At 62.9% G+C, this 26,090-nt stretch carries 27 protein-coding genes; 17 read left to right on the top strand and 10 right to left on the bottom strand.

Going from position 1 to position 26,090, the window contains the following annotated elements; translation table 11 throughout:
• Positions 1–58: 58 nt before the first annotated feature.
• Positions 59–613 (bottom strand): thioesterase family protein, encoded by a 555-nt coding sequence (locus ABWV89_RS11090; RefSeq protein ID WP_353396610.1) that lies wholly within the window; start codon positions 611–613, stop codon positions 59–61.
• Between the two features lie 442 nt (positions 614–1,055).
• On the opposite strand from ABWV89_RS11090, the gene ABWV89_RS11085 reads away from it, so the two are divergent.
• From ABWV89_RS11085 to ABWV89_RS11075, 3 genes are read left to right on the top strand one after another with little or no spacing between them, the layout of a single operon-like run.
• The gene (locus ABWV89_RS11085; protein WP_353396608.1) at positions 1,056–1,283 is read left to right on the top strand and encodes a hypothetical protein; all 228 of its coding nucleotides are present in this window, start codon (positions 1,056–1,058) and stop codon (positions 1,281–1,283) included.
• 26 nt (positions 1,284–1,309) lie between these two features.
• Positions 1,310–2,278, top strand: a complete 969-nt coding sequence (locus ABWV89_RS11080; RefSeq protein WP_353396606.1) for an MbnB/TglH/ChrH family RiPP precursor modification enzyme — start codon at positions 1,310–1,312, stop codon at positions 2,276–2,278.
• Positions 2,275–2,931, top strand: a complete 657-nt coding sequence (locus ABWV89_RS11075) for a hypothetical protein (RefSeq protein WP_353396604.1) — start codon at positions 2,275–2,277, stop codon at positions 2,929–2,931. Before ABWV89_RS11080 ends, ABWV89_RS11075 begins: the two co-directional genes overlap by 4 nt.
• A gap of 53 nt (positions 2,932–2,984) precedes the next feature.
• On the opposite strand, the gene ABWV89_RS11070 is transcribed toward ABWV89_RS11075, so the two are convergent.
• Positions 2,985–3,227, bottom strand: coding sequence for an ATP-binding protein (locus ABWV89_RS11070; RefSeq protein ID WP_353396603.1), 243 nt, complete (start codon positions 3,225–3,227; stop codon positions 2,985–2,987).
• 68 nt (positions 3,228–3,295) lie between these two features.
• Positions 3,296–3,526: a hypothetical protein gene (locus tag ABWV89_RS11065; RefSeq protein WP_353396601.1), complete on the bottom strand. Its 231-nt coding sequence runs from the start codon at positions 3,524–3,526 to the stop codon at positions 3,296–3,298.
• A gap of 301 nt (positions 3,527–3,827) precedes the next feature.
• Here ABWV89_RS11065 and ABWV89_RS11060 point away from each other — a divergent pair, with 301 nt between their 5' ends.
• Positions 3,828–4,046: a CsbD family protein gene (locus ABWV89_RS11060; RefSeq protein ID WP_353396598.1), complete on the top strand. Its 219-nt coding sequence runs from the start codon at positions 3,828–3,830 to the stop codon at positions 4,044–4,046.
• 64 nt (positions 4,047–4,110) lie between these two features.
• The gene (locus ABWV89_RS11055) at positions 4,111–4,656 is read left to right on the top strand and encodes a BON domain-containing protein (protein ID WP_353396595.1); all 546 of its coding nucleotides are present in this window, start codon (positions 4,111–4,113) and stop codon (positions 4,654–4,656) included.
• Between the two features lie 52 nt (positions 4,657–4,708).
• On the opposite strand, the gene ABWV89_RS11050 is transcribed toward ABWV89_RS11055, so the two are convergent.
• On the bottom strand, positions 4,709–5,371 hold the full coding sequence (locus ABWV89_RS11050) for an NUDIX hydrolase (RefSeq protein ID WP_353397508.1): 663 nt from the start codon (positions 5,369–5,371) through the stop codon (positions 4,709–4,711).
• A gap of 261 nt (positions 5,372–5,632) precedes the next feature.
• Between ABWV89_RS11050 and ABWV89_RS11045 the strand changes: the two genes are divergently transcribed.
• From ABWV89_RS11045 to ABWV89_RS11020, 6 genes are all read left to right on the top strand, one after another.
• Positions 5,633–6,523, top strand: coding sequence for a cysteine hydrolase family protein (locus tag ABWV89_RS11045; RefSeq protein ID WP_353396593.1), 891 nt, complete (start codon positions 5,633–5,635; stop codon positions 6,521–6,523).
• A gap of 45 nt (positions 6,524–6,568) precedes the next feature.
• Positions 6,569–7,777, top strand: coding sequence for a nicotinate phosphoribosyltransferase (pncB, locus tag ABWV89_RS11040; protein ID WP_353396592.1), 1,209 nt, complete (start codon positions 6,569–6,571; stop codon positions 7,775–7,777).
• 23 nt (positions 7,778–7,800) lie between these two features.
• On the top strand, positions 7,801–9,555 hold the full coding sequence (locus ABWV89_RS11035; RefSeq protein WP_353396590.1) for an NAD+ synthase: 1,755 nt from the start codon (positions 7,801–7,803) through the stop codon (positions 9,553–9,555).
• A 39-nt stretch (positions 9,556–9,594) separates the two neighbouring features.
• Positions 9,595–10,761, top strand: coding sequence for a bifunctional nicotinamide-nucleotide adenylyltransferase/Nudix hydroxylase (locus tag ABWV89_RS11030; protein ID WP_353396588.1), 1,167 nt, complete (start codon positions 9,595–9,597; stop codon positions 10,759–10,761).
• A gap of 233 nt (positions 10,762–10,994) precedes the next feature.
• Positions 10,995–11,477 carry a helix-turn-helix transcriptional regulator gene (locus ABWV89_RS11025; protein WP_353396586.1) on the top strand — a complete coding sequence of 161 codons (483 nt, stop codon included), beginning with the start codon at positions 10,995–10,997 and terminating at the stop codon, positions 11,475–11,477.
• Entirely contained in the window at positions 11,474–12,748 is a 1,275-nt protein-coding gene (locus ABWV89_RS11020; protein ID WP_353396583.1) for a type II toxin-antitoxin system HipA family toxin, read from the top strand. Before ABWV89_RS11025 ends, ABWV89_RS11020 begins: the two co-directional genes overlap by 4 nt.
• 24 nt (positions 12,749–12,772) lie before the next feature.
• Here ABWV89_RS11020 and selD read toward each other — a convergent pair whose 3' ends face one another.
• Entirely contained in the window at positions 12,773–13,861 is a 1,089-nt protein-coding gene (gene selD, locus ABWV89_RS11015; RefSeq protein WP_353396582.1) for a selenide, water dikinase SelD, read from the bottom strand.
• Positions 13,862–13,959: 98 nt separating this feature from the next.
• A complete protein-coding gene (senB, locus tag ABWV89_RS11010; RefSeq protein WP_353396581.1) occupies positions 13,960–14,982 on the bottom strand; it encodes a selenoneine biosynthesis selenosugar synthase SenB in 1,023 nt (340 codons plus the stop codon).
• 4 nt (positions 14,983–14,986) lie between these two features.
• Between senB and senA the strand changes: the two genes are divergently transcribed.
• Together senA and ABWV89_RS11000 are read left to right on the top strand one after the other, a co-directional pair.
• Positions 14,987–16,261 (top strand): selenoneine synthase SenA, encoded by a 1,275-nt coding sequence (senA, locus tag ABWV89_RS11005; protein WP_353396579.1) that lies wholly within the window; start codon positions 14,987–14,989, stop codon positions 16,259–16,261.
• Positions 16,262–16,362: 101 nt separating this feature from the next.
• Complete coding sequence (locus ABWV89_RS11000; RefSeq protein ID WP_353396577.1) at positions 16,363–16,719, top strand: DMT family transporter; 357 nt, start codon at positions 16,363–16,365, stop codon at positions 16,717–16,719.
• 1,139 nt (positions 16,720–17,858) lie between these two features.
• Here the strand turns inward: ABWV89_RS11000 and egtD are convergent.
• Positions 17,859–18,893 (bottom strand): L-histidine N(alpha)-methyltransferase, encoded by a 1,035-nt coding sequence (egtD, locus tag ABWV89_RS10995; protein WP_353396575.1) that lies wholly within the window; start codon positions 18,891–18,893, stop codon positions 17,859–17,861.
• A 151-nt stretch (positions 18,894–19,044) separates the two neighbouring features.
• Between egtD and ABWV89_RS10990 the strand changes: the two genes are divergently transcribed.
• The 4 genes from ABWV89_RS10990 (at position 19,045) to phnE (ending at position 22,576) form a co-directional block, all read left to right on the top strand.
• Positions 19,045–19,917, top strand: a complete 873-nt coding sequence (locus tag ABWV89_RS10990) for a putative selenate ABC transporter substrate-binding protein (protein WP_353396573.1) — start codon at positions 19,045–19,047, stop codon at positions 19,915–19,917.
• Between the two features lie 67 nt (positions 19,918–19,984).
• Entirely contained in the window at positions 19,985–20,884 is a 900-nt protein-coding gene (locus tag ABWV89_RS10985; RefSeq protein ID WP_353396572.1) for a phosphonate ABC transporter ATP-binding protein, read from the top strand.
• 16 nt (positions 20,885–20,900) lie between these two features.
• A complete protein-coding gene (locus ABWV89_RS10980) occupies positions 20,901–21,743 on the top strand; it encodes a PhnE/PtxC family ABC transporter permease (protein WP_353396570.1) in 843 nt (280 codons plus the stop codon).
• A complete protein-coding gene (gene phnE, locus ABWV89_RS10975; protein WP_502903194.1) occupies positions 21,740–22,576 on the top strand; it encodes a phosphonate ABC transporter, permease protein PhnE in 837 nt (278 codons plus the stop codon). The genes ABWV89_RS10980 and phnE overlap by 4 nt, the downstream gene beginning before the upstream one ends.
• 10 nt (positions 22,577–22,586) lie before the next feature.
• Here the strand turns inward: phnE and ABWV89_RS10970 are convergent, their stop codons facing one another.
• Genes ABWV89_RS10970 through ABWV89_RS10960 form a run of 3 tightly spaced genes read right to left on the bottom strand, consistent with a single transcriptional unit; the run spans position 22,587 to position 25,699 of the window.
• Positions 22,587–23,504: a patatin-like phospholipase family protein gene (locus ABWV89_RS10970; RefSeq protein ID WP_353396568.1), complete on the bottom strand. Its 918-nt coding sequence runs from the start codon at positions 23,502–23,504 to the stop codon at positions 22,587–22,589.
• A 23-nt stretch (positions 23,505–23,527) separates the two neighbouring features.
• The gene (locus ABWV89_RS10965) at positions 23,528–24,184 is read right to left on the bottom strand and encodes a YHS domain-containing (seleno)protein (protein WP_353396566.1); all 657 of its coding nucleotides are present in this window, start codon (positions 24,182–24,184) and stop codon (positions 23,528–23,530) included.
• A 3-nt stretch (positions 24,185–24,187) separates the two neighbouring features.
• Positions 24,188–25,699 (bottom strand): ATP-grasp domain-containing protein, encoded by a 1,512-nt coding sequence (locus tag ABWV89_RS10960; protein WP_353396563.1) that lies wholly within the window; start codon positions 25,697–25,699, stop codon positions 24,188–24,190.
• Between the last annotated feature and the right edge of the window lie 391 nt (positions 25,700–26,090).

Here is a 26,090-nt window from a genome sequence, read left to right as displayed (position 1 = left end):
TGTCTCCTGTTCCCGGTCGAGGTATCTGCCTCGTTCACTGCTCCAGTATGCCGCCGAATCAGCGCAGACCGAACTTTTCTTCTTCTTCCCGCAAGGCTTTGCTGGCGGCATCGCAATGCCGGCTCCAGCCGATCACCCAGGTGGGCAGCGTCGGCGAGCGCTTGTCCACGCCCAAGGCCTCGGCCAGATCAAACGGCCCCAGAAGCCCGCTCTGGGCCTTGAAGCCAGCGCGCACCACGACCAGTACGCAGACGCGCCCTTTTTGCATGAAGCGGTGTTGCATGTAGATCCAGCGCTCATCCCACCCCAGCACCTTGGAGTGGATCTCGAAGCGGTCAAACAGCTTCAGGTCGCGCCGGAAACGGGCCATGGAGTCTCCGATCACCGGCATGGCCTTGTGCTTGCGTGCAATCGCGAGAATGCCGGTGCGCCGAGCCATGTCGAACCGGGCGATATCGGCCATCGTGAAATAGCGGCCGTTGTTGACATGCCCATTCACATCCAGGTCATTTGGCCAGACCATCATGTCCAGTCTGGCGTCGTCCAGCGGACGGATGGCTTTTCGGCGAGGGGAAGTGATCAGTGTCCCCAGCATTCTTATCCACAGATTCATGGCGGTCGATTACAGCATTTGCCATCTGTTGAATCTGAAATAACTTGTTAATGGCGAGGTGTCTGGGCCAGCACTCTCGCCGCCGGGTGGGCCTTCGCCGATTCAGCCTTGTTTCTCGCGTCAGGGTCTTATTTCATCCCCCATGGAGGGTGTCGGCCGTGCGCACGGTCCATTGCAAGAGGGATGACGTGGGCTGGAGGGCTTCAGACAATGAGGCCGTGCGTTCCATTCGCGCCCGGGCATTCACCCGGGCTCTCCCGAATCCATAGCAATGTGCCATCAGCATCAGCGAAGGAACGCACTCAGGGGAACTGGCTTGCCTTGCAAGCCTGGCGAGTGACAGGGAGCCCAGTGTGGTCTCGACGCGCCCGACGGAGCCAAGAGACCTGTTGATCCATCCAAAGGTTCGGCGCCCGAACCCTCTCAACCCAAGGAGTACCCCATGGCCAAATCGCTGAGCAAAGCCCAACTGACTGCCAAAACCAAGCTGTCGCCTGTGAGCGAGATGCAACTATCGCTGCCGAGCGACATGGCGTTCAAAGACATCGTCAAGGTGCTGGAAAAGACGCTGACCATTCCCGAGTTGCCCGGTATCAAAGGTTGCCGCCCCTGCCTCTCGGGCATGGACCGCCTGGTGATCGAAGATGTCCTCATTCGTGGGCTGCGTTGATCCATTGATGCATTGACACGATGACCATGGTCAAGCATCTGTCTGAGCAAACTTTGCCCAGGCTGGGGGTGGCACTGGCTTTCCAGGCCCCCCTCAAAACCCTGTTTGAACAGCCGGACGACGATTTCGATCTGGCAGAAGTGGTGCCCGACATCCTGTGGGTCGACCAGGGCGAAGGCGTGCACCCTCGGTTCATCGATGACGCAGAAGGCATGGCCTGGCTGCGCGCCCTGCGAGCGAACATGCCCGTGATCCCCCACGGCATCGGCATGTCGATCGGCAGTGCAAGGCCGCAAGACATGGAGCATTTGCAGCAACTGCAGCGCTGGCACCAGCAGTTGCAGTTTCCCTGGCACAGTGACCACCTGGCCTTTCACGTGGCCGATCGAAATGGCCAGCCCATCAACACCGGTGTCACGTTGCCTCTGCCTCGCGACCGCCAGACCATCGAGATGATCAGGCCAAAGGTGCAGCAGGTCATGCAGACCATACCGGTGCCTTTTCTGCTTGAGAACAATGTCTACTACTTCGACATGCCCGACGAAGACATGGACGAAGCGCGGTTTCTCAACACCCTGTGTGCAGAAACCGGGTGCGGCTTGCTGCTGGACTTGCACAACATCTACACCAATGCCGTCAACCATGGTTTTGATGCCATGGATTTGCTCGCCGACATCGATCTTCGGCATGTCGGCGAGATCCATGTCGCCGGTGGCATGACACACGAAGGCGTGTATCTGGATGCGCACAGCGATGTTCTTCCTGACCTGGTCTGGACCATGCTGGAGCACGCCTTGCCCCGGTGCCCGAATGTCGGCGCCGTGACCTTCGAGCTGTTTGGCTCCTGGTACGACGTCGTGGGTGAGCAGCGCGTTCGAGCTGAGCTGCGTCGGTTGAAGCGCATCTGGGCGGACGTGTTCAACTCAGGCGGCGGCGCCCTCAAGAGTGCCACGCGCGCGCGACACAGAGCAGGCGAGTCGGCACTGACGTCATGAGTGAGCAGGTCTTTCAAAGCTGGCTGGCCCGTCTGGTAACGGAGCCGGACCTGCGCGAATCATGGCGCGCCAACCCTCAGGGGCGTGTACAAGCGTTGGCAGACCTCACGCCGCTGGAGAGAAAGCGGCTTGCGCACATTGCAGCACACCCGGGCTTGCAAACCACTGCGCTGTTGCACAAGGGCTTTCGCCTGGGCAAGCTGCGAGGCCTGTTGCCGCTGACCTTTACCCTGCTCAGCACACGCGCCCTGCACGTCGCCATCTCGCAATTCTGGGAAACCCATCCGCCCACCTCGTTTTACTTCTTGCCTGAAGCCATCGACTTCTGTGACTTTCTCCTGTGGCGCGAAGCGTTCTCCAAATCCAAGTACCTGCGCGAAGTGGTGAGCTTCGAGAAGGCCAACCTGGAGCTTCAACGGGCCCGCCTCGGCCCTGTTCCGGAGCAGCGCATACGCTTTGAGCACAACCCGTCGGAATTGCTGGGCACCCTGGTGCAAGGCAAACGTCCGCAACGAATAGCCTCTGGTCCCTGCCTGGCCATCGGGCGCTTCAGCAAGACGCACGGCAAGCCGCACTGGGAAGTCGTGGCTCTCGATGGCACACCGCTGCCGGTCGCGGACTCGCGGTCCGAAGCCATCAATCGAGTGACCTGACTGATTGGTCTGACCGGTGAGGCAGGTGCAGTGACCGGCGCGCCAGCTCAAGCTCAGGCGTTCGCGCCGGTCAGTGGTTTGCGCATGGCGATGGCATCGAACGGACAGCGCACCGCACACCTGGCGCAACCCGTGCACCCCGAGGCGTTGCTGAGTTGGGAACGCTTGGTCCAGTCTTCCGCCAACTGCAGTGCCAGGACGTTCTCCGGGCATGCGCCGACGCACCAGCCGCATCCCGTGCAGCGACCGGGATCGATCACGGGCAAGGCCTTGGGGTTCTTTGCAATCGGCAGCATGTGGCAATTGTCTGGCAACTCACCCTCGCCAGGGAATACTTCGCCTGACCAATTTGCCCTGGACAGTATCAGAAGGGAGACAGGCTGACCTGCGCAACAGCTTGGGCTTGCTGCGCGTCGCTGTTGCCGCGCTCGTCCGGAAGCAGCCATTGGCCCGTGCGCGCCTGCTGCGCCAGTCTCAGATCGCCTCGCTCTCTTTGCGCCTGGACGACACCAGTGAAGGCGCTGAGCAAGCTGGCGGCTGCGACAGCCGCAACGCCGATAGCGATGTGATGGCCTGCTTTCTGGATGCGTGTCATGGGCGGTACTCATTTCGGCAAGTTGAAGGTCCGGGGGAGGTGGATTGAACTGCAGGTTCAACAACACCGCTGGTTCCAATGGTCTCGCCGCTGCAGTCGCTTGCATGTCAGTTGTGAGGGGATGCGAATGTAGGACAAAGCCGGTGCAGGACATGACGGGATGTCGTCCTACAAAGGGTTCCGCGCCTGGCTGACGGCCATCAAGCGTGCGCGGTCCTAAAGTGAAATCTCACCAAGCGACATCGGGCTTGGATCTGACTTCCCGGACCGATGCCATTGACCACACCTAGCAGGAGAGCACATGAACTGGGACCAAATCGAAGGAAACTGGAAACAAGCGAAGGGCAAGATCATCGAAAAGTGGGGCAAGCTCACTGACGACGACCTGGACGTGGTGGCAGGCCGCCGCGAGCAACTCGCCGGCAAGCTCCAAGAGCGCTATGGAATGGCCAAGGAAGAAGCAGAGGAGCAAGTCTCCCACTTCGAGAAAGGCGCATCCGATCACTGGTTCAAGCACTGACCAGAAACCAGCGGAAGCACCAAGAGAGAGAAGTCGAGACCGACAAACCGAAAGGACATCTGACATGAACCATCAGTTCAATCAAAACCCCTATCCGTTGAAGCACCTGAGTGAAATCTGCCCGCAGCCAATTGCAACGTCTGATGACGTTGGCCGCAGCACGCGCTTCCAGCGTCGTGTGGGTGTGATGCTGGCGACCACGGCTGTGGCATTCTCCCTGGCGGCTTGCGGCCAGCAATCAGCCGTCGAGCCGACGGTGGGCGAGCGCGTCGATTCCGCTATCGAGACCACCGCATCAGCGGCACAGGAAGCCAGGCAGGACCTGACACAGGCCATGGAAAGTACCGAAGAAAAGGCGAGCGACGTAGCCGATGCTGTCGCTCAGAAGGCGGAAGACCTGGAAATCACAGCGAAGGTCAATGCCAAGCTGGCCGACGACGAGGTGCTGAGCGCCCGCCAGATCAATGTCGACACCGCTGACGGCCATGTCACGATGACCGGACCTGTGGCGAGCGCCGAAGCGGCCTCTCGCGCCACCGAGCTGGCCATGACGGTGGCAGGGGTGAAATCGGTCGTCAACAACCTGGCGATCCGGCCGGCCAACAGCTGAACGTCAGAAGCGTCCTCAACACTGACCCAAGTCACCTCCACGGAGGCTTGTGTCAGCCGGGCGCTTCGCCCGACTTGAACCCGCGCGGAAACACCACGGCGCGTTCGCGGTTCCGTACCCGGTAGCCCATGGCCGGCCGGCCCTGGTCCGTGGTGAGCATGCCCGCCTCTTCCAGGTAGTCTGCATCGAGCATGCGCTTGCGAAACGCACTTTTGTCCAGCGCACGGCCGAGCACTGTTTCATAGCTGCGTTGCAGCTGGGGCAGCGTGAAAGGCACAGGCAGCAAGAACGCTGGCAGCGAGGTGTATTCCACCTTGCTTCGCAGACGTTCCACCGCTGCTTCCAGAATGGCGTTGTGGTCAAACGCCAGTCGGCGGCGCAATGCCGTCTCGACCGGCACCCATTCTGATGGGGAGCTGCCCTCATCCTTTGCGCTGATGGCTGGCGCGGCCATGAGTGCGAAGTAGGCATGTGTGCACGACCAGCCACGCGGGTCGCGCGTGGCGCCGCCCCAGCTACCCAACTGCTCCAGGTATGGGGCATCTACCCCCGTCTTCACATGCAACTTGCGCATCGCGCAGTCTTGCAGCGTTGCGTCCTGAGTCACATCCACAAAGCCACCAGGCAAGGCCCAGCGGCCGGGGTAGGGCTCTGGCTCTGCGTCAGGGCGCTTGACCAGCAAAACGGACAACTGCTCTGCGCTGATGCTGAACATCACCACGTCTACCGTCACCAGTGGTCGCTCAAAGCGCAGACCTTTGGCTTTGGTTCCTTGAGAGGCTGTGGAGAGGTGGGCTGAACCAGACGGTTTTTTCATGGCAGTACAGGAGTAGCACTTGACACGCGACAGATAAGTTGTACTATACAACCCATATAAGTTGTACAGTACAACTCACATGGCGAGACTGTCAAAGCCCCGTCACCCACACGGAATCGCTGTCACACGCATCATTGAAGTCCAGAGAAGGAGGCCATCATGAACAACACGACCCAGGCAAGCACCATTCGCCGCAGTTTGCTCATCATCGATCCGCAGAATGATTTCTGCGATCTGCCCACCAGCTGGCAGATCGGCACCCCTCTGACCCATGTCCCAGTCGCACCTGCTCTTCCAGTGAAAGGTGCGCACGAGGACATGCTTCGCCTGGCCAGGCTGATCGACGAAGTCGGCCAGGCCTTCGGCGACATGGTGGTCACGCTGGACTCACATCAGCAATACGACGTCGCCCACCCCGGCTTCTGGGTGACAGGAAACGGGGATGCTGTCACGCCCTTCACGGCCATTACCGCGGAGCAGGTTCGCGCGGGCGCGTATAGCCCCAGGGACGCTGGCGTCCAAGATCAAGTGCTCGCCTACCTGGACGCGCTGGAAACGAATGGTCGCTACACCCTCATGGTGTGGCCGGTGCACTGCGAGATCGGCACCTGGGGCCACAACGTTCACGCAGCGGTGCGGGCCGCCTACAACCGCTGGGAAGACAGCAACATGGCCGTGGTTCGCAAGGTCACCAAGGGTGAGAATCCATGGACGGAGCACTACAGCGCATTGCAGGCAGAAGTGCCGCTGAGCGAGGACGCCGACACGCAACTCAATCAAGCCCTGATCGACGATCTCGACCTGTCCGGCCTCATCGTCATTGCCGGCGAAGCCAGCAGCCACTGCGTGAAGGCCACCACCGAGCACCTGGTGCAATACCTGCCATCGCGCCAGTACGAGAAGATCGTTTTGCTGACCGATGCCATGAGCCCGGTCGCTGGCTTTGAGGCGCAGGCGGCAGCGTTCGTCGACGACATGAAAGCGAAAGGCGTGCGCACAGCGACTTGCCAGGAAATGGTCGGATGGCTGGGGGGCCAACTGCCTGCTTGAACGGGACCCTTCAGAGCCAGGAATATCCCTTGCCGGAGAAGCAACATGAACAAACCCATCATCACCAGCTTGCTGGACACCGACCTCTACAAATATTCAATGTGGCAGACCATGCTGCACCGATTTCCGCAGACACAAGCGGAATACAGTTTTGTGTGCCGCAACACGCCAGAGTTTGCGCTGACCGAACTGCTGCCGGCGGTCAATGCCGAGCTCGACGCCTTGTGTGCCCTGACCTTCAAGGAAGACGAGCTGGCCTACCTGGCTGAACTGCGCTACACCAAGAGCGACTTTGTCGACTTCCTGCGCATCTTCCGCTTCCAGCGCAACTTCATCGAGGCCAGCGCGGACGGGGACACCTTGAAGATCGTTGCACGCGGGCCCCAAGTGCATGTGATGGCCTTCGAGATCTTTGTGCTGGCCATCGTCAATGAGTTGTACTTCCGTCGCTTTCCACAGGAAACCGCCTTGGCCGAAGGACGCCGCCGCCTGACAGCCAAGGTAGACCGCCTGCGCGACCTGGCATCCCAACATCGCCTGCGTCACAGCTTCAACCTGTACGACTTCGGCGCGCGCCGGCGTTTTTCCGGCACCTGGCAGCGTGAAGTCCTCAGCACGCTGCGCGATGGCGTACCTGAAGTGTTCAAAGGCACCTCCAACGTGCTGTTGGCCAAGGAGCTGGGCCTGGTGCCCATTGGCACCATGGCGCACGAATACCTGCAAACCTTCCAGGCCCTCGGCGTTCGTTTGCGCGACTTCCAGACCGCCGCCCTGGAGGCCTGGGTGCAGGAGTATCGTGGTGACCTGGGCATCGCGCTGACCGATGTCATCACCATGGATGCCTTCCTGGACGACTTTGACCTGTACTTTGCCAAGCTGTTCGACGGATTGCGTCACGACTCGGGTGACCCGCTTACCTGGGCCAACAAGGCCCTCGCCCACTATGAACGCCTGCGCATCGATCCGCACACCAAGCGACTGGTGTTTTCCGACGGCCTGACCATTGACCGCGCACTGTCCCTGTACCTCGCCCTGGGTGACAAGGTGCAACTGGGCTTTGGCATCGGAACACATCTCACCAACGACATGGGCCTCACGCCCCTGAACATTGTCATGAAGATCACCCGAGCCAACAATCAGCCGGTGGCCAAGCTCAGTGACTCGCCCGGCAAGACGCTGTGCGATGACCAGACCTTCCTCGCCTACTTGCGCCAGGTCTTCAAGGTGCCCGCCAACTCGCCTGACCGCCGCTAACCGACAAAACATGGGAGGACGCCATGAGTGCATCCAGTCAGAACACGGAAGTCAAACAATCTGCATCGGAGACCGTACTCGGAATCACCATTGCCCAGCTCAACGTGACTGTGGGCGACATGGACGCCAACGTCCAGAAGATGGTGGAGGCAGCGCAGAAAGCCCGGGACGAGCAGTCAGATCTGGTCGTCTTCTCCGAACTCTCGCTCACCGGCTATTACCCCGGCGACCTGATGGACGACCCGCACTTCATGCAGCGCGTCGACACCGGATTTCAAGCCCTGCTTCAAGCCTCGCGCCAGATGCCCGCCTTGCACTGGGTGGTCGGCATGCCGGTCTCCCACGCCGGGCCCGGTCATCGCCTTCAGAACGTGCTGCGGGTCATCAAGGCAGGACAAGTGGTGCTGGAGTATGCCAAGCAGCTGCTGCCCACCTACAACATCTTCAACGAGCGTCGCCACTTCGAGCCCGGCCCGGACGTGGCCCGGGTGCTGCGCATCGGCGGTGCTCAGGTCGGGTTCATGATCTGCGAAGACGGCTGGAACGACGACGGCAGTGCATATGCGATCAATCCGTTTGAACGCTTGCGTGATGCCGCGCCCGATGTGGTCATCTCCATCAACGCCAGCCCTTCTCACATTGGCAAACGCGAACAGCGGCACGATGTGTTCCGCGCCGCCAGCGAGCGCAATGGCTTGTCCATTCTCTATGTGAACCAGGTGGGGGGGCACGACCAGCTGGTCTACGACGGCGCATCCTTTGCCGTCGAGCCCAAGGCCGGTGTGACATTTGAAGCCAGGCGGTTCGAAGAGGATGTGCGCACGATCACGGTGGATACCCAGGGCCGCTTCGCTACGGCGTCAGGAGAGTGCCTGCCTGACGTGAAGCGATCGGGCTTGCCCACCATGGCTTTCTACCGCCGGCAGATTGTGCTGGGCCTGCAGGACTATGCGCGGCGCTGCGGCTTCACGCGGGCGGTCATTGGCTCCTCAGGCGGTATCGATTCGGCTCTGACCATTGCATTGGCGGCTGAGGCTTTCGGGCCGGACAAGGTCACGGCGGTCACCATGCCGTCGGTGTATTCGTCCAGCGGCTCGGTCGACGATTCACAAGCCTTGTGCGCCAACCTGGGTGTGCGGCTGTATCGCCACCCCATTGCCGAACTTGTCTCAGGCTATGCCCGCGGATTCGAGCAAGCGTTTGAGGCTCCGCTCAAGGGCTTGGCGCTGGAGAACCTGCAGGCGCGGGTGCGTGGCGTCATTCTCATGGAGTACTCCAACACCTGGGGCGACTTGTTGCTCACCACGGGCAACAAATCGGAAATGTCGGTGGGCTATTGCACGCTGTATGGAGACACCAACGGTGGTTTGGGCTTGATCGGCGACCTGTACAAGACCGAAGTGTTCGCCCTCTCGCGCCATCTCAATGAGGCGGCCGGCCGCGAGCTGATCCCCATGGCCATCATCGACAAGCCACCCTCTGCGGAACTGGCCCCTGACCAGAAGGACACCGACAGCCTGCCCCCTTACGAAGTGCTCGATGAAATTCTCAAGCACCTGATCGAAGGCGCTGGTCTGGGGCGTGAAGAGGCGGTGGAGGTGCAAGCCTACGTTGCCCGCCTGCAGGCCACGACAGAAGGCAGTGCACTGATCGAGCGGGTGCGCCACATGATCGCCCGCAGCGAATACAAGCGCCGCCAGGCCCCGCCCATCATCCGCGTGCGCGGCCGCGCCTTCGGTGCGGGCAGGCAAATGCCGATTGCCGCACGCCACTACTGAGTCCATCATATGGTCAAGAACTCACTGAAAGAGAGTGCCATGATTTCGTCATCTCGCATTCAGGATGCCAATCTTCAACTCAAGTCACCAGCTGATGCGGCGGTGGGTTCAAGCTTCGATGTCGCTGTCTGCATCGGTCGCTTCCAGGGCCTGCACCTGGGCCAGTTCGCCCTGATCCAGCGTGCGCTGGCACTGGCGCCCAAGGTCGTCATCGTTGTCGGCTCAGCCTTTCAGGCACGCACGCCCAAGAACCCGTTCACCTGGCAAGAACGCGCCGAAATGATCCGGCTCGCTCTGTCGGATTCGGTCAACCACGACGCCGACGCCACCACGGCGCTGCTCGACCGCGTATCTTTCGTGCCGGTGCGTGACTACTACGACAGCCGTCGGTGGGTGGAGGCCGTCCATCAAGGCGTCGACGGGGTGGCGCCACGCCAGGATGGGCAAGCGGCGCCACGCACCGTGCTGGTCGGACACCGCAAGGACGCCACCAGCGACTACCTGAGCGACTTCCCCGGCTGGACTCTGGAAGCCATGCCGAGCCAGGGTCGCATGCACTCGAGCAGTCTGCGCGATGCCTACTTTGCCGGAGGCGGTAACGAGGCCAATCCCTTGATGCTGGCGGCCGCACTCTCGGCATTGGTCAGTGTGGTGCCGCCCTCCACCATCGCCTTTCTGCGCACCTGGGCGGAGCTGCCCGAGTACCGCGCGCTGGCAGAAGAATGGGCCATGCTGCGCGAAGAGCGGGCGCAATGGGCGAGCGCACCCTACCCGCCTGTGTTCGTCACGGTAGACGCGCTGTTGCAATGCAATGACCATGTGCTGCTCATCGAGCGCGGGCGCGCACCGGGCAAGGGCTTATTTGCCTTGCCGGGCGGCTTTCTGGAGCAGCGCGAGAGCATCTACCAGTCCGCCCTTCGTGAGCTGCAGGAAGAAACCGGATTTGATCGACTGCCGGTCCATATGGACACTGCCTTTCGCGGCGTGCAAGTCTTCGATCACCCCGATCGCAGCCTGCGTGGGCGCGTGATCACCCACGTGCACCACTTCGATCTGGGCCAATGCAAGAACCTGCCGGAAGTCGCTGGCGCGGACGACGCGGCCAAAGCCATGTGGGTGCCGATTGCCGACCTCGCTGCCATGGAAGACCGTTTTCATGACGATCACTTCCACATTCTCGACAGTTTTTTGGGGCTGACGTCATGAGCGGGCATGCATCACCTGGTCTGCTCGCCGGCCCTGCCGTGCGCGAAATCGTCTCAGGTGCATATGGCCGCTGTGATACTCAAAAATAAGGCTTAAAACTGTTATAGAGTCGAAAAATGTTAAATCTATGAGTGATGTCGCTGCATTGATCACCCAAATCGCTTGATTTGGAAGCGCTATCCATAGGAAAATACATAGATATTGCTTTTTTACTTTCAAGAGCATATCTATGTATGCCAAAGCAGAACATCAGTCCCTCTGAGTACCCTGAAGCGGTCCGGCAGGAAATCGAGCGTCTGGGGCAGAACATCGTGCTCGCGCGCAAGCGTCGGCGTGAAACCCAGGCCCAGTGGGCGCGCAAACTGGGCGTGTCCTTGCCTACGATGGCCCGCATCGAGCGGGGTGATCCTTCCGTCTCCATGGCCTCTTACGCCATGTGCTTGTGGCTCATCCGCCCCGAAATGGGCCTGGCTGACTTGGCCGCACCTGAGCGGGACACGGAGGCGTTGGAGCGGGAAGTGGCCAAAGTGCGGCAATCCCTGCGCAAGTCCTTGCGTCGCTCCGCTGTGGGTGCTCTGCCGCCCAACCCCTATGCGCCACTTGCAGCCGAGGAGGAAGTTGGCTATTCGCCATCTTCCAAGGTCAACCCGGCCGCAGCCGGATTGGCCGATCTGATGGGCAAGCCGCCAACGCAACTCAAGGCGGACCGGTCATGACGCAAGGGACGGCAGCAGCTTTCGATGTGACGCCCACCGCTTACGTGCCGCAAGACGAGCTGCACCTGTGGATGCTGGTCAAGCCGTCGGCGCCCGCTTACGTGGGCAGCTTGCGTCTGCATGAGCTGGTGCCCGACTGCGCGAGCTTCCGGTACGACCCCAGCTGGTGGCAGTTTCCGCTGAGCGAAGACCTGCCCCTGGTGCCGGGCCAACGCTTTTCTGCCAATGAGCGCGGAAGCGCGCCCGGCGCGATCGACGATGCGCGCCCTGACCGTTGGGGCGAGCGCATCATCCGGCACATCGAAAGACCGGCGCGCTTGTCCGTGCTGGAAGTGCTGTTGTTCGCCGGTGACGACCGTTTTGGCGCGCTGGGTGTGTCCGTGTCGAGCGAGCACTACCAGCCGCGTCGCGTCGGGCCGTATCCGATGTTGAACGACCTGGCGCGTCTGAATCATGCTGTTGAAGACGTTCAAACCCAAACCCCGTTGTCACCCGACATGCGCCGCCTGGTGCAGCCAGGCATCAGCCTTGGCGGGGCAAGACCCAAGGCCTTGCTGCAAACCGACCAAGGCGTGCAAGTGGTGAAGTTCAGCGAGCTGGATGACGTGGTGGACACGCCGCTGGTGGAGCACGCCACCATGACGCTGGCCGCGCGCGCTGGCATTGACGTGGCCAAGACCGCCGTGCTGCCCTTGCCCCTGCGCCACGGACGGCAGCGCCACGCGCTCACCATTGAACGCTTTGACCGGTTCGGCGAATTCCGTTTGCACTGTCTCTCAGCGCATACCTTGTTGCGGGCCGCTCGCTTGCCGCTTTCCTATGGCGCGCTGTCCACGGTGTTGTTGCGCCTGGCCCACCCGGATCGTCAGCAAGCCATGCGCGAAGAACTGTTCAAACGCATGGTGTTCAACATCCTGATGGACAACACCGACGACCACGAGCGCAACCACAGCGTGCGTCTGGCGCTGGATGGCTATTACGCACTCACGCCAGCGTACGACGTGGTGCCTTCATTGCAAAACCTGGGCTACCAGGCCATGGTGGTTGGCGAGAGAGGGTCTGAATCCAGTCTGGACAATGCGCTGACCCAGTTGAGCGAATACGCCATCTCAAAGGATCGGGCTGCAATTCTGGTTCGGCAAGTGGCCCAGGTGGTGGATGGCTGGGCTGCACATTTTGCAAGCGTGGGTGTCAGCGATGCCGACCGCAACATGGTGGCTGCCAGCGTTGATCGCGCAGCATTGCTTGATCAACGCCGGGCCTGGTTGTGACCGGGCTGTGAACGGGCTTTGAATTCAGCCAGCGCTGACCTGCAAGCGCACACCATTGCCGTCGCTGGCCACCAGCTCACCCACTTCCGCCGCGGCATCAAAACCGTGTTGGCGGAACGTGGCCAGCACTTCTTCCACGCTGCCCGGGTCGCAAGACACGAGCAAGCCGCCACTGGTTTGCGGGTCCGTCAGCAAAGCCTGGTCCAACGCCTGTGACGCGCCGGTGTCGATCGACACTTCGCTGCCATAGGCGGCCCAGTTGCGGCCGCTGGCGCCGGTGATCATGCCCTGGCTGGCCAGTTCACGCGCGCCGGCAATCAGTGGCACCTGGTTCATGTTCAGGCGCACCGTCTGGCCGCTGCCGCGCGCCATCTCCAGCGCATGCCCGGCCAGGCCAAAGCCAGTGACGTCGGTCAAGGCGTGCACGCCCTCAATCGCGGCCAGGTCGGGCCCCGGCGTGTTGAGCTTAGTGGTGTAGGCAATCATCTGGGCATAGCCTTCAGCGCTCAGCGCGTCTTTCTTCAGCGCAGCCGACAGCACACCCACACCGAGCGGCTTGCCCAGAATGAGCTTGTCGCCCGCTTTCGCATCGGCATTGCGCTTGAGGCGCTTGGGGTGGATCAGGCCCATGGCCACCAGGCCGTAGATCGCTTCCACCGAGTCGATGGTGTGGCCGCCCGCAATCGGAATGCCGGCATCGCGGCAAGCGCTTTGGCCGCCTTCCAGAATCTTGCCAATGGTGTCGGTGGACAGCACGCTGATCGGCATGCCCACCAGCGCCAGCGCCATGATGGGCGTGCCGCCCATGGCATAGACATCGCTGATGGCGTTGGTGGCGGCAATGCGGCCAAAGTCGAACGGGTCGTCGACGATGGGCATGAAGAAATCGGTGGTGGCGATCAGCGCCTGCTCGTCGTTGAGCTGATACACCGCGGCATCGTCTGCCGTTTCAATGCCCACCAGCAACTCTTTGGGAATGGGCATGGCCGCCGTTCCCTTGAGAATTTCCGAGAGCACGCCGGGCGCGATCTTGCAGCCGCAGCCTCCGCCGTGCGACAAGCTGGTCAGGCGAGGTTGGGTGGCGGGTGTCGAGGGCGTGTTGGCAGTGCTCATGGTCGTGTCTTTGTCTTTGTCTTTGTCGTTGTTGATGTCGTCGTGTTGTCAGATGGATGTGTCTGGTGGGGTGCAGCGATGGCGATGAGTCGCGGCGGCTACCGCGGCGGGTGCATGGCCTTGCTCAGAGCGTCCAGCAACGCCGCCTGCTCATGCGCCGGGTCAAAAAGCGGGGCCCTCACAGCGCATTGTGCGCTCAGCTGGACCAGTTTGCCATTTGCACTCGGAAGCTCTGCCCGGCATTGGCGCAGCAAAGCCGCCAGCGCCTGGGCATCTCCTGGCGCAAAGTAGCCGCCATAGTCGGCACCGAGCATGCCGACGTTGCCACTGATGCGTGAGGCCAGCACCGGCGTGCCGCTTTGAACAGCCTCCATGATGACATGCGCCCCACCTTCCATGCGGCTGGTGTGGACAAGCACATGGGCCCGCTGGATGCGCTGGCGTGTCTCGCCATGGCTCAAGGCACCCAGCCAGCGGTAGTGCGGGCAGGCGGCCTGGGTTTGCAAGGCGACGTCGGCCAGGGCCGGGTCCAGGGCTCCACCGATGTGGTCGATGCGGATGCCTTCTCCCGGGCTCAGCAGGCGTGCTACCTCGAACAGGGTTTGCGGCCACTTTTCATCGCGCAGGTGGCCCACCATCACCGCACGCAGATAGCGGGCCGGTTTGGGCAGGGTTTGCCGGCGGGTGCTCGACTGCAGCACCACAGAAGCTTTGGCGCGCAGCGCCTCTGGCAATTCGCTCAAGCCTTCGCCTTGCAGCACGATCAGGCGCGTGGCTTGCTCCAGCGAACGCTGTGCGTCGGCGTCTGTGTGAATGTCCCGGTACAGGTCGGTGCCGGTCAGCGCCAGCACAAGCGGCCTGTCCGGGTGTGTCCGGGCCCAGGCATCGACGCTGGCAGCCGATCGCCGCGCATGCAGTGCCAGCAAGATGTCGGTGTCATCGTCCTTTCCTTCACCGACGGGGTTGTCGGCGGTATCCGGCCACGTTTTGACCATCCGCACTTCATAATGGGTCTTGCCCAGCATGCGCGCCCACCGGCGCGCTGTCTGCCAATTGCCATTGTTGGCATCGGCCAGCGCCGGTGTCACGATGCACAGCGAGGGTCGTTGTTTCAACTTCATGCCCATGAACGATAGTCGCACCATTGTGGACCAAGAAGCCGCTGCCCGGCGGATGGGAAAACGCGAGTTGGCAGCGGCTTTGCAGCAATGCCGCACCCGCACGCTGGCGCTGTCGGCCGCGTACGAGGCCGCCCTGGGCTCCACTCTGCACGTGCCCTGCACGCCCGAGCTCAACCCACCGATCTGGGAGCTGGGCCACGTGGGCTGGTTCTACGACTGGTGGCTCGCCCGCAACCCCGAGCGTTTCAACGGTGTGCGGGCGCAGCACGATGCACCGCGCCTGCCGGCCCGGCAAGCCAGCCGCGGCCAGGACGCCGACGCCCTCTACAACTCCAGCGAAGTCCCGCACGATAGCCGCTGGCATCTGCCCCTGCCAGACATCGACACCACGCGCGAAGACCTCGCCCAAAGCCTCACTGACACCCTGGCGCTGCTGGACGGTGCACCCGAAACGGACGAAGGCCTGTATTTCTTTCGCTTGGCCCTGTTCCATGAAGACATGCATGCCGAGGCGGCGGTGTACATGGCGCAAAACATCGGGTTCGATCCGGGTGAGCACGCACCGAAGACGAAAGATCATCGAACGCCGCCATCGTTTGAACCTCTCTGGATCGAGGCAGGCGAATGCTGGTTGGGCTATGCAGGAGGCGATGGTTTTGCGTTCGACAACGAACTTAGCGCGACCCTGGCGCCAGTGGATGGCTTTGAGATCGATCGCCAGCCCGTTACCTGGGCGCAGTTTTTACCCTTTGTGGACTCTGGCGCCTACGCACAGCGCCAGTTCTGGACGCCGGAGGGCTGGACCTGGAAAGCCGCCATCCGTGCCACCGCACCTCGCTATGTCCGCCAGGGCCGAAGTGGTGATTGGGAGCGCTGTGTCTATGGCCGGTGGTTCCCGGTAGACTTGAGCGCGCCAGCGAGCCATCTCACGGCGTTTGAAGCCCAGGCCTGGTGCGAATGGGCCGGCCGGCGTTTGCCCACCGAAGCCGAGTGGATGCTGGCCACGCAACAACAACAAATTCAACATCAACGACAAGACACCGCTTTTGTGTGGGGCACCGAGGTGTGGGAATGGACGTCCAGCCCGTTCGCGCCGTTTGCCGGTTTTGAGCCGCACCCCTATCGCGACTATTCGCAGCCCTGGTTTGCCGATGGCCGCCCGGTGCTCAAAGGCGGCAGCTTTGCCACCGCACCGCGCATGCGGCACAGGGCGTATCGCAACTACTTCACGCCCGAACGAAACGACATCATTGCCGGCTTTCGATCCGTGGCGCGTTGAATGAACGTCAGCGAAGCAACAAGCGTTTTTGCGCTTCTTTCTTCTTCTTTTTCTTCTCTATCTTTTTCCCTTTTTATCTTTCCTTCGTTGGTGAACCCATCATGATCAAACTTCCCTTGCTCACCATGTCCCAGGCCTGGTGGCTGCTCGGCCTCGCCATCGTGGCCGAATGCGCCGGCACCACCTCCATGCGTCTGTCCGACGGCTTCTCCCGCCTGACGCCGTCGGTGCTGATCTTTGTGTTCTATGCGGTGGCCTTTGCCCTGAACACCATGATCATCCGGACACTGGGTCTGAGCATCACTTATGCGGTCTGGTCCGGTGCAGGAACGGTGATCACTGCAGCGATCGGGTTCTTGTATTTCAAGGAGCCGGTGACGGCAGTGAAGATGGTGAGTATTGGGTTGATTGTGGCGGGGGTAGTGGGGTTGCATTTGTCAGCGAAGCCGTTGAGTTGAAGGTTGGTTCAACCTGCCAAGGTAGAAGATGGTTTTTGCTTTGCTAGCCGCAGCTCCTTTTTTCAAGCTTCTCTTCTTTCATTCTTCTTTTTCTTCCCCCCCTATCCCCCCCGCCCCTTTCCACCCCCGCCGGGGCGGAAAGGGGAGCCTTTGAACATTCGGCTTCTGCGATTTGGACGGGTGGCTACTGGCGGGAGGTTGCCACTGCTTCTGGCTCACCACGGTTTCTCCACAGCTGTCGTAGAGACTTCGCCTGCGCTTGGTGCGCCCACGGCAGCCCGCCAAGCTTGCCGCTGCGCGGCTCCTTGGCACGCTGCTGGCGAGACACGCAACTTCCAGCAGGTTTGCGACGCGCGGGACAAGCGCCCAACTGACAAGCCGCAAAGCGGCAAAGTCAGATGGGCGCCGTGGGAGCGAAGACCAAAGTCGAGGCACCTACGACAGTCTCAGCGAAATGCATGTACCCCCAACCACGGTGGCGACGGTTCGAGCCGTAGAAGGCCAGTCGGAGACCAGAAGCCAAATGAGAGCTCCCCCTTTCCGCCCGGCGGGGTGGAAAGGGGGCTGGGGGGATAGGGGGGAAGGGCGAGGTTGTCGCAAGACAGCGCCGCAGGCAAGGAGAAAAAAGCCCTGTTTAAGGCAACAAAAACAAATGCCCCATGCGCTGCTAGCGCAGCATCCCCCACTGGGGGACGGCGCGTTGCCGCCCGGGAAACCCGGATCAGCCGCGCCCTCGGCCCGACAGTAGCACTTGCTTGCCAGATGGGCGCTAGCTCCACGTGCTGCCAATCTCGTTGGCCCGAAATGTCTCGCTCGCAGTCAACCGGCGAGCCGCGCAGCGGCAACGCTGGTTGACTGCCGTGGGTGCACCAAGGGCAGGCGAAGTCTCTACGACAGCGGTGGAAAAACCGTGGTGAGCCAGAAGCAGTGGCAACCTCCCGCCAGTAGCCACCCGTCCAATTCGCTGAAGCCGAATGTTTAAAGGCTCCCCTTTCCGCCCCGGCGGGGGTGGAAAGGGGCGGGGGGGATAGGGGGGGATAAAAAGACGCCCCCTGCGCTGCTAGCGCAGCATCCCCCACTGGGGGACGGCGCGTTGCCGCCCGGGAAACCCGGATCAGCCGCGCCCTCGGCTTTGCATCTCAGGCCTTCCGCCAAAACACCCCAAACCACTCCTCAACATCCATCCAACACCCCTGCGAAGCAGAAGCAGAAGCAGAAACAGAAGAAGCAACGAATCCAGCCTCGGCCAGCAAGGCCGAAAACCCCTCCTCCGTCCACTTGTACGAGTTCTCCGTATGAATCCGCTCGCCATCCGCAAACCGGCGGACAGCACCACCACCATCACCCCACTTCACCACCTGCTCCCCCACCGAGGCCAGGTGCATCTCAATGCGTGACGCCCCTGCATTGAAGAACGCCACATGCGCCCACCGCTCCGGCGCAAAGTTCGCTCCCAGCAACTCGTTCACATGCCTCAAGGCATTGCGGTTGAACGCCGCCGTCACGCCCAGCGCATCGTCATAAGCGCGCTCCAGCACTGTCACGTCTTTCACCAGGTCCACGCCAATCAGCAACCCGCTGCCAGGCCCGCCACCACCACACACGGCATGTGCCTGCCTGAGCAAGGCCTCAGCCTCTGTTGGCGAAAAGTTGCCAATGCTGGAGCCCGGATAAAACACCACCCGCGGCGCGCCCGCCAAGCCTTGCTCATCCAGCCAAGCCTGAACAGCGTCGGGCAAGGCCAGCGAAGACGAGAAATCCATGCCCAGCCCCAGCATGGGCAGCGCCGGGTGTTGTTCCTGCAAAGCCGTCAAAGACTCGCGCATGTACACCACCGAAATGTCCACCGCCACATAGGCCGCCGGGCGCAGTTGCCCGAACAGGCTGGCCGCCTTGGCGCTGTTGCCCGCGCCCAGCTCGATCATCACCGCGCCTGCAGGAACGGCCTGCGCCATGGCTTCGCCGTGCGCCGCAAAGATGGCCGCTTCCGTGCGGGTGGGGTAGTACTCGTCCAGCTCGGTAATGGCATCGAACAGGCGCGAGCCCAGTACGTCGTAGAAAAATTTGGGCGCCACGCGGGCCGGGTTGGCCAGCAGGCCAGCAGCGAGTTCAGCGCGCACGGCGGCACGGTCTTCTTCATAAACCTGAACAAAGTGCGGCGTGGCTGCTGTCATGGGCGCATAGCTGGTACGGGCGCTGAAAGGGGCGTAGCACCCACTGTAACGGCAGCACAGTAGGCCAGACACTCAGGGTTTGGTCTAATAGAGCTTCGCCATCCCGCTTTATCGGATGCACCCCCACCTCAACAACATGAGAAACATGACCATGCAACGACGCACCTTCAGCGCACTCTTTTCCTGCGCCGCGATCTCCCTGGCTTCCCTTGGCGCTGTCTCGGCTGCCCATGCTGCCGACATGCAAACCCTGCGCGTGACCGCCATTCCGGACGAGTCCCCCACCGAACTCGCACGCAAGGCCGAGCCGCTCATGAAGTACCTGGGCGAACAGCTGGGCATGAAGGTTGAATTCGTGCCGGTCTCCGACTACGCCGCGTCCGTCGAAGCCCTGGTCAACAAAAAGGTCGATCTGGCCTGGTTTGGCGGCTTCACCTTTGTGCAAGCCAACGTCCGCTCCGGTGGCAAGGTCATCCCGTTGGTGCAGCGCGCCGAAGACGAAGTGTTCAAGTCCGTCTTCATCTCCGCTGACCCCACCATCAAGACCTTGGCCGACCTCAAGGGCAAGACCGTGTCCTTCGGCTCGCAAAGCTCCACCAGCGGTCACCTGATGCCGCGCAGCTTCCTGATGGAAGCCGGCCTCAACCCCGAGAAAGATTTCCGTCGCGTGGCCTTCAGTGGCGCGCACGACGCCACCATCGCCGCTGTGGCTTCGGGCAAGGTCCAGGCCGGCGCGCTGAACATCTCCGTGTGGGAGAAGTTCGTCAAAGAGAACAAGGTCGACACCACCAAGGTCAACGCCTTCTACACCACCCCGCCTTACTTCGACTACAACTGGACGGTTCACGCCGACATGCCTGCCGCCACGCGCGAGAAGCTGGCCAAGGCCTTCCTGGCGCTCACGCCTGACGCCGAGCCCGGCACCACCATCCTCAAGCTGCAGCGCGCCTCCAAGTTCGTGCCCACCGAAGCCAAGAACTACAAAGGCATTGAAGACGCTGCCCGCGGCGCTGGTTTGCTCTGATCGACCAGATCGCACTGATCGCACAGGTCATATTGACCGTTTCGGTTGGTGCTGAAAACGCCTTGGCGTGAACATCGAACTCCAATCCCTTGCGGCACAGCACCCGGCTGCACGCACCGGTGCTGCGCCCGCTTTGCAAGGCATCAGCTTCAGCATCGCAGCGGGCGAGCAAGTCGCCATCATTGGCCCCTCTGGCGCCGGCAAGACCAGCCTGCTCCAGGTGCTGGCCTGCGCGCTGCCGCCCACGGGCGGCGTGCTGCACCTGAACCGGCAGTCGCCATGGCAGTTCTCGCGCCCGGCCCTGCAGCGCCTGCGCGGCCGGCTGTTCCTCGCGCCGCAAGTGCCGCCGCTGCCACCGCGCCAGCGCGTGGTCACCTCGGTGCTGGCGGGTCGTTTGCCGCGCATGGGGTTGTGGGCCGCGTTGCGATCCCTCTTCTATCCGGCCGACATTCCATCGGCACACGATGCGCTCGACGCGTTCGACCTGAGCGACAAACTCTTCGAGCGGGTAGATCGCCTCTCGGGTGGCGAACGCCAGCGCGTGGGCCTGGCCCGTGCGCTCATCGCCATGCAGGCCGCCTCTTCCTCTTCATCTTCATCTGTGCGCGGCCCTGGCGCCAGCCTGCTGCTGGTGGACGAGCCGCTCTCCGCGCTCGACCCCATCCGTGCCCGCCGCGCCATCGACGCCCTCACCCAGGCCGCCAGTGCCCACCAGGCCACGCTGGTGGCCACGCTGCACCAGGTGGACACCGCGCTGGCCAGCTTCCCCCGCATCATCGGCCTGCGCGATGGCCGCCTTGCGTTCGACCTGCCCACGGCCGAGGTCACGCCCGAGCGCCTGGCCGCGCTGTACGAGCAGCACGAAGACGAGCTGCGTGGCGGCAGTAGTGGTAACCGGCCTGCCAGCGATGATGCAGACAACGCGGCACAGGCCAAACCCGCCCCGGTGGTGATGCATTGCCGCTGAGCTGCAAACACCTTCGATGAACGCCACCACCTCTGCTGCTGCTTCGCCCGCACTGCGCGACCCGGCCTGGACGGGCCGCGTTTTCACGGTGCTGGCCGTGCTGGTGGTGTTGTGGCCGCTGGGCGTGGCCACCGAATTCAAACCCTGGACACTGTTCGAGCCGGAAAGCCTGGCCGTCACCGGCGACTTTTTGGCCAGCTTCCTGCCGCCCGCCCACAGCGCAGACTTTCTCTGGCTGGTGGCGCGCGAAACCTGGCGCACCGTCGCCATGGCCACCGCTGGCATCACGCTTGGCCTAGTGCTGGCCTTGCCGCTCACGCTGGCGAGCACCCAGGTCTTGTCCATCTCGTCGCTCTCGGGCAGCATGGCGCGGGGGCCGTTCTGGCTGCGCCAACTGGTGCGCTGGCTGCTCATCGTCTTGCGCAGCATCCCCGAACTGGTCTGGGCGCTGGTGTTTGTGCGCGTGGTGGGCCTGGGCCCCACCTCCGGCGTCCTCGCCATTGCGCTCACCTACGGCGGCATGCTCGGCAAGGTCTATGGCGAGATTTTGGAAAGCGGGGAACGCCACGCCACCGAAACCCTGCTGCGCAACGGCAGCTCCCGCCTGCAAGCCTTTGCCTACGGCCTGCTGCCGGCCAACGCGGCCGAGCTCACCAGCTACACCGTCTACCGCTGGGAATGCGCCATCCGCTCTTCAGTGGTGCTGGGTTTTGTGGGCGCCGGAGGCCTGGGCCAGCAAATGGACAATTCCATGAAGATGTTTGCCGGCGGTGAAGTGGCCACCATGCTGCTGGTGTTCATGTTGCTGGTGGCGCTCGCTGACAAAGTCAGCAGCTTCCTGCGAAAGGCCTTGGGGTGAGCATCAACACTTCCCGCCCCGCTGCCAACGAGCGCTACCGCTTGCCGCCGCCGTTGTTCGATGCGCGCTGCAAGGCCTGCTGGTTCACCGCCGGTATCGGTGTGCTCATCGTGCTCAGCTTCTGGTCGCTCGACATGCAGTGGGCGCAGTTCTTCTCGCTCGAAGCGGCGCAAAGCATGGGGCGTTTTCTGGCGGAGTTCTTCCCGCCCGAAGCAGCGCCCGACTTTCTGCTCAAGATCGTCCAGGGCACCTGGGAGACCCTGGCCATGTCGGCGCTGGGCACCGGCATCGCGGCGGTGGCCGGCTTGTTGCTGGCCTTGCCCGCCAGCCGCCTCCATGAAGGCGATGCCGCCCGTGGCCGCGCATTCACGCGCCTGGTGCTCAATGCGCTGCGCAGCATCCCCGAGCTGGTCTGGGCTGCGCTACTGCTCATCTCCGCCGGGCTAGGGCCCTTTGCCGGCACGCTGGCGCTGGCCTTTCACACCACTGGCGTGTTGGGCCGCCTTTTTGCCGAAGCCATCGAGAACGCACCCCCCGGCCCTGGCGATGCCTTGCGCACCCATGGCGTGGGCAACGCGCGCGTGTTCGTCTACGCCACCCTGCCGCAGGTGTTGCCGCAGCTCATGAGCTACACGCTCTACCGTTGGGAGAACAACATCCGCGCCGCTGCCGTGCTTGGCGTGGTGGGGGCCGGTGGCCTGGGGCAGATGCTGGCTTTCCACATGGGCTTGTTCCAGATGAACAAGACCGCCACCGTGCTCATCGCCATGTTGTTCATGGTGGCGCTGGTGGATGCGCTCAGCTACCTCTGGCGCCGCTGGCTCACGCGTTAACCGCTTAGGTTCAGCTCTTTGCGTCCACGCCATGCAAGGCCCGCAGCGCATCGGCCTGCTTCAGCGTTTCGCGGTATCCAATCTCGATCACCCGCTCGCGGTACTCGCGTGACATGCCGGCGTAGTAGCCCGTGTCCGGGTGCAGCACCAGGTCGGCCGCGTTGGCGTCTGGCTGGGTGAGTGCGCGTTTGCGCAAGTCGCCCGCGCGCCAGGGCTCGGTGCCGGCGGGCGCCCGGTCTTCATGGGCGGAGGCATCCACCGCCAGCACCCGCAAGCCACCCAGCGCCCGCGCCGTGCGCACCGGCATGGGCTGGTGCAAGTCGGCGTCCACATAGACCTCGCCCCGTATCGTCACCGGCGCAAAGTCGCCCTCTATCGCGCTCGACGCCTGCACCGCCAGCCCGGTGTCGCCCCGGTTGAACGCCACCAGTTGTTGCTGGCTGCGGTTCCAGGCCACGCAGGCCACCGGGGTGGGCAGTGCCTCCAGCGGGCGCCCGTCCACGCAGTGCCGCATGAAATCGGCCAGCGCGTCACCGGCCAGCCAGGGCGGCCCAAACGGGTTCAGGCGCGTGACCTTCCAGGGAGCGGCTTCCAGCGCCAGGCTTTGCAGTTCGGTTCCCCGGTAGCCAGCGGCCCGCATGGTGCCCACCAGCGCGCCGGCCGATGCGCCCACAATCAGCCCCGGGTGCAGGCCCAGCTCGTCCAGCGCCTTGATCACGCCCACGTGCACATAGCCGCGCGGCCCGCCCGAGCTGAACACCCAGGCCACACCCGCGCCCAGGCTCCAGGGCACTTGTTGCGGTGCGTCTGGCCCTTCATGGTTGCGCCCGCTTTGAAAGCTGGACGCCGTGAACACCCCGCCCGAGAGCAGGCCTGCGCCCAGCCCGCCGCCCACCATCAGCCGCCGGCGCGTCAGCTTGGGGCGCATGTCCCTTCGCTGCTTTCAGCGCTTCAGTTTTGGCCAGCTTTGGCTTTGGCCGCGGCAATATCGGCGGCCAGCTCTTCGCCGCTCTTGTAATGCGGCACGCGGAACACCAGCCGCTTGCTGCGCTGCCAGAAGCTGTTGTTGTCTTTTACTTCTTCGGCCCAGTACTTCTTGGCCAGTTCGCCGTTGGCGGCTTCGTCCAGCTCGTAAGCGTCTTTGCTGGCCTGGCCGCCGAAGATGTAGAGCTTGCCGTCCACCACCTTCCAGATGTCGGCGTCGCCCCCCCATGGAATGCCGTAGGCAATGCCGTTGGTGCAGTAGCCGCCGTATTGGGGCAGGAATTGCGTGGGCGCGGCGTCAAACGCCTGCTTGTGCTCGGGCGACGCAAAGTAGAAGGTCACCTCCTCGTACACGCTCTTGTACTCAGGCGAGCCCTGCTGGTACTGCCCTTCGGTGAAGTAGGCCACCACGTCCGCGCCCTTGAGCATCACGCGGTCGTCGTCGTTCATCTGCACCGCGTTCACTGGCGAATACGCGCCTGACGGGTTTTGCGCCTTCATCGCACCACAGGCCGACAGGCTGGCCACGCCCGCCAGCAGCGCCACAAAGGCCAGGTTCTTCAGCCAGCGGCTCAGGGTAGAGGGGCGGCGTTGTGATGAAGATGTCGGGGCAGCGGTGTTCATGGTTCAAGACGTCCTTGCAGTGGGTCGTTGTTCTGAGGCGGCTTCGGGCCGCAGGCAGTGGGTGTGGGTGGGGAACGGCGCCAGGTCAACGTCCAGCATAGCGGAGGCGCCGTCCACCTGCACAGTTGGCGGCATCGTGGTGTTGGTGGGAGCGGCTGCGGTGGCCACAGGTTCCCCATCCAGCCACGGCGTGGGCCAGCCCAGCAGCGCGCTCGCCTTTTCGCTGCGCGCCTTCAGGTCGGCCTTGTCGCGCCCTTGCAGGTGAACAATGCCATAGCGGTAGCTGCCCAGCCATTTGAAATCCCGCGCTACCGAGCCACCCGCTTTCGGAAACGGGTAGAGGTCGGCATCGGGGAAGGCATCCGTCAGCGCCTTCGCTTGCGCGGGTGTTGGCTGCGGCCGGATCTCGTTTTCTTCAAACGCGCGGTACACCAGGCTCGCCGCCGCACCGGCCACCGGCTCGGCGCGTGGCAGCGTGGCCGGGTCCATGCCCAGCGCCAAGGCGAGCGATACCGCATGCAAGTCCACGCCCGTGGTGCGCAAATACAGATCAGAAAACTGCGAGGCCAGCCGCGGGTTGAACTCGATCACGCTCAGCCGGTCGGTCACCGGGTCGTGAAAGAACTCCATGTTGAACATGCCATGCGTGAAGCCCACGGCATGCAAGAAGCGCTGCGCCACATCCAGCGCCCGCGCCTGCACGCCCGCTGGCGCACTGCCTGGCACATCCCAGCGCATGAACGCCTGCGTGCCGGGGTACATCACCGCGTCCACCACGCCCAGCGCATGCGCCTGGCCCTTGAACACATAGCCGTCCAGGTTGTATTGCGGTGTCTTTGCCGGCACCACCTCTTCCAGCAGCATGCGGTGCGCACACGGCAGTGCCGCCTCCTCACCACTCTGGCCCTGGTTCAGCGGGGCCAGCCGCTCCTGCGCCAGCCGCTCGAACGGCTCCACCAGCCGCTTGATCACCCACAGCTCCCAGGCGCCGAAGCGCGTGTGCGCCTGCAGCTCATCGCGGTTGTGCACCGCCTTGGCCAGCACCGAAAACGCCGCCTTCACCGGCTTCACAAACGCGGGGTAGCGCAAGCCCTCGGGCGCCGGGTCGCCATAGGCGGCGTTTAGCAGCGCATAGCTAAGGTTCGCCTCTGGTGCCACCTGCTGCAGCACCTGCCGCGCGTACCACTTGTGCTGGCAAGCCAGAATCGCCTTCACCGGCGTGCCCGGCCAGCCCATGCGCTCGGCCAGCAAAGCCGCCGCCAGCGCGCCAAACTGCTCATGGTTGGACGTCACCGCCGTCCAACCCTTGCGCCGTGCCTTGCGCGCCAGCCGGTCCACAAAACGCTCCATGTCAAACCAGGCCAGCCGCGCATTGCTGGGAAACGAAAACAGGTCAAACCCCGCCTCATCCACCCCCGCCAGCCCCAGCGCAGGCACATTCTGTGCCGCACGCGCATGGCCCAGGGCATCCCAGTCGTAGTTGAACAGCGCCAGCGCGCGGGTCTGCTTGGGCATCAATCAGGAATCAGGCGAAAGTGAAGGCAAAGACAAAGGCATTGGCCAAGGCGATGTCGAAAGAACAGCCGCCGTCGCCACCGCAGCGGCCATCGGCGTTGCAGGTGCAATGGCATCCCGAGCCCTGGCCATGCACACAGGGCAGGCATCAATCTCCATCAGCGCTTCATTATGAACCGATAGCCGCGCGAATGGGTATCGGGAATACCAGCCCGTGAGGGTTACGGCCACGGACATGGCCTCGGCCTCGGCAACAACAGCAACAGCAACAGCAACAAAAACAAAAACCGAAGCCGCCAAAGAAAAAGCCGGCCCTTCCACAAAAGGAAGGCCGGCTTGGCTGGGTGGGCAAGGGTGTGGCGGTGTTGTCTGTCGATGAAAGACAGTCACG

The organism is Hydrogenophaga sp. 5NK40-0174 (assembly GCF_040372165.1).
GTDB lineage: Bacteria > Pseudomonadota > Gammaproteobacteria > Burkholderiales > Burkholderiaceae_C > Hydrogenophaga.
Note: the sequence above shows the minus strand (reverse complement) of the source record. Positions and strands in the feature narration are given on the sequence as shown.

Excerpts from the sequence above, each read along its gene's own strand:
- ABWV89_RS11030 (WP_353396588.1), top strand. The coding sequence starts at position 9,595 with ATGATTTCGTCATCTCGCATTCAGGATGCCAATCTTCAACTCAAGTCA.
- ABWV89_RS11060 (WP_353396598.1), top strand. The coding sequence starts at position 3,828 with ATGAACTGGGACCAAATCGAAGGAAACTGGAAACAAGCGAAGGGCAAG.
- ABWV89_RS11020 (WP_353396583.1), top strand. The coding sequence starts at position 11,474 with ATGACGCAAGGGACGGCAGCAGCTTTCGATGTGACGCCCACCGCTTAC.
- ABWV89_RS11075 (WP_353396604.1), top strand. The coding sequence starts at position 2,275 with ATGAGTGAGCAGGTCTTTCAAAGCTGGCTGGCCCGTCTGGTAACGGAG.
- ABWV89_RS10970 (WP_353396568.1), bottom strand. The coding sequence starts at position 23,504 with ATGCGCCCCAAGCTGACGCGCCGGCGGCTGATGGTGGGCGGCGGGCTG.
- ABWV89_RS11085 (WP_353396608.1), top strand. The coding sequence starts at position 1,056 with ATGGCCAAATCGCTGAGCAAAGCCCAACTGACTGCCAAAACCAAGCTG.
- ABWV89_RS11055 (WP_353396595.1), top strand. The coding sequence starts at position 4,111 with ATGAACCATCAGTTCAATCAAAACCCCTATCCGTTGAAGCACCTGAGT.
- ABWV89_RS11080 (WP_353396606.1), top strand. The coding sequence starts at position 1,310 with ATGGTCAAGCATCTGTCTGAGCAAACTTTGCCCAGGCTGGGGGTGGCA.
- senB (WP_353396581.1), bottom strand. The coding sequence starts at position 14,982 with ATGAAGTTGAAACAACGACCCTCGCTGTGCATCGTGACACCGGCGCTG.
- ABWV89_RS10960 (WP_353396563.1), bottom strand. The coding sequence starts at position 25,699 with ATGCCCAAGCAGACCCGCGCGCTGGCGCTGTTCAACTACGACTGGGAT.
- ABWV89_RS11065 (WP_353396601.1), bottom strand. The coding sequence starts at position 3,526 with ATGACACGCATCCAGAAAGCAGGCCATCACATCGCTATCGGCGTTGCG.
- ABWV89_RS11045 (WP_353396593.1), top strand. The coding sequence starts at position 5,633 with ATGAACAACACGACCCAGGCAAGCACCATTCGCCGCAGTTTGCTCATC.
- ABWV89_RS11070 (WP_353396603.1), bottom strand. The coding sequence starts at position 3,227 with ATGCTGCCGATTGCAAAGAACCCCAAGGCCTTGCCCGTGATCGATCCC.
- senA (WP_353396579.1), top strand. The coding sequence starts at position 14,987 with ATGAACGATAGTCGCACCATTGTGGACCAAGAAGCCGCTGCCCGGCGG.
- ABWV89_RS10965 (WP_353396566.1), bottom strand. The coding sequence starts at position 24,184 with ATGAACACCGCTGCCCCGACATCTTCATCACAACGCCGCCCCTCTACC.
- ABWV89_RS11035 (WP_353396590.1), top strand. The coding sequence starts at position 7,801 with ATGAGTGCATCCAGTCAGAACACGGAAGTCAAACAATCTGCATCGGAG.
- ABWV89_RS10980 (WP_353396570.1), top strand. The coding sequence starts at position 20,901 with ATGAACGCCACCACCTCTGCTGCTGCTTCGCCCGCACTGCGCGACCCG.
- egtD (WP_353396575.1), bottom strand. The coding sequence starts at position 18,893 with ATGACAGCAGCCACGCCGCACTTTGTTCAGGTTTATGAAGAAGACCGT.
- ABWV89_RS11090 (WP_353396610.1), bottom strand. The coding sequence starts at position 613 with ATGAATCTGTGGATAAGAATGCTGGGGACACTGATCACTTCCCCTCGC.
- ABWV89_RS11025 (WP_353396586.1), top strand. The coding sequence starts at position 10,995 with ATGCCAAAGCAGAACATCAGTCCCTCTGAGTACCCTGAAGCGGTCCGG.
- ABWV89_RS11000 (WP_353396577.1), top strand. The coding sequence starts at position 16,363 with ATGATCAAACTTCCCTTGCTCACCATGTCCCAGGCCTGGTGGCTGCTC.
- ABWV89_RS11050 (WP_353397508.1), bottom strand. The coding sequence starts at position 5,371 with ATGTTCAGCATCAGCGCAGAGCAGTTGTCCGTTTTGCTGGTCAAGCGC.
- selD (WP_353396582.1), bottom strand. The coding sequence starts at position 13,861 with ATGAGCACTGCCAACACGCCCTCGACACCCGCCACCCAACCTCGCCTG.
- pncB (WP_353396592.1), top strand. The coding sequence starts at position 6,569 with ATGAACAAACCCATCATCACCAGCTTGCTGGACACCGACCTCTACAAA.
- ABWV89_RS10990 (WP_353396573.1), top strand. The coding sequence starts at position 19,045 with ATGCAACGACGCACCTTCAGCGCACTCTTTTCCTGCGCCGCGATCTCC.